The sequence below is a fragment of the Streptomyces sp. NPDC090499 genome (genome assembly GCF_044769305.1).
Classification (GTDB): Bacteria; Actinomycetota; Actinomycetes; order Streptomycetales; family Streptomycetaceae; genus Streptomyces.
This window is the reverse complement of record NZ_JBIVXP010000056.1, coordinates 1-1,471: the sequence shown is the minus strand read 5'-3', so window position 1 is coordinate 1,471 and position 1,471 is coordinate 1. Positions and strand designations below refer to the sequence as shown.

Sequence of the window (1,471 nt, the reverse complement as noted above, 5' to 3'; positions counted from 1 at the left end):
CCCACCTGGGGCATCTACAGCGGCTACGAACTCTGCGAGAACACCCCGCTCAAGGAGGGCGGTGAGGAGTACCTCGACTCCGAGAAGTACCAGCTAAGGCCCCGGGACTGGGCCCGCGCCGACACCGACGGCATCGCCCCGCTCATCACCCGCCTCAACGCCGTCCGGCGTGCGAACCCGGCCCTGCGGCAGCTGCGCGACCTGCACTTCCACCACGCCGACCAGGACGCGGTGATCGTCTACAGCAAGCGGAGCGGATCGAACACGGTTCTGGTGGTCGTCAACCTCGACCCCCACCACACCCAGGAGGCCACGGTCTCGTTGGACATGCCGCAACTCGGCCTGAACTGGCACGAGTCGGTGCCGGTGCGCGACGAGCTCACCGGCGAAACCTACAACTGGGGCAGGGCCAACTATGTGCGCCTGGAACCGGGGCACCGGGCCGCGCACATCCTCACCGTCCTGCGACCGTCCCCGCGGATCGGAGGGTCACCCACACAATGATCGTCAACGAACCCGTCCCGGACACCTTCGAGGACACTCCCGCCAAGGACCGGGATCCCGACTGGTTCAAACGCGCGGTCTTCTACGAGGTCCTGGTCCGCTCCTTCCAGGACAGCAACGGCGACGGCATCGGCGACCTCAAGGGCCTGACCGCGAAACTCGACTACCTGCAGTGGCTCGGCGTCGACTGCCTCTGGCTGCCGCCCTTCTTCAAGTCCCCGCTGCGGGACGGCGGTTACGACGTCTCCGACTACACCGCCGTGCTCCCCGAGTTCGGCGACCTCGCCGACTTCGTCGAGTTCGTCGACGCCGCCCACCAGCGCGGCATGCGCGTCATCATCGACTTCGTCATGAACCACACCAGCGACCAGCACCCGTGGTTCCAGGAGTCGCGCAAGGACCCCGACGGGCCGTACGGGGACTACTACGTCTGGGCGGACGACGACAAGCAGTACCAGGACGCCCGGATCATCTTCGTGGACACCGAGGCCTCCAACTGGACCTACGACCCGGTCCGCAAGCAGTACTACTGGCACCGCTTCTTCTCGCACCAGCCCGACCTCAACTACGAGAACCCGGCCGTCCAGGAGGAGATCCTCTCCGCGCTCAGGTTCTGGCTGGACCTGGGCATCGACGGCTTCCGGCTCGACGCGGTGCCCTACCTCTACCAGCGCGAGGGCACCAACTGCGAGAACCTCCCCGCGACCCACGACTTCCTGAAGCGGGTGCGCAAGGAGATCGACACGCAGTATCCGGACACCGTGCTGCTGGCCGAGGCGAACCAGTGGCCGGAGGACGTGGTCGACTACTTCGGCGACTACCGCAGCGGCGGGGACGAGTGCCACATGGCGTTCCACTTCCCCGTCATGCCCCGGATCTTCATGGCGGTCCGCCGGGAATCGCGCTACCCCGTCTCGGAGATCCTCGCCAAGACCCCCGCCATCCCCTCCGGCTGCCAGTGGGGCAT

General features: G+C 66.8%; 2 protein-coding genes. Both read left to right on the top strand.

Features of this window, described 5'->3' with window-relative positions:
* On the top strand, window positions 1-504 hold a 504-nt coding region (locus ACIQVL_RS51550; RefSeq protein ID WP_403479317.1), incomplete at its 5' end, for a DUF3459 domain-containing protein.
* The coding region (locus tag ACIQVL_RS51545) for an alpha-amylase family glycosyl hydrolase (RefSeq protein WP_403446245.1) at window positions 501-1,471 on the top strand (971 nt) is incomplete at its 3' end. The genes ACIQVL_RS51550 and ACIQVL_RS51545, both read left to right, overlap by 4 nt.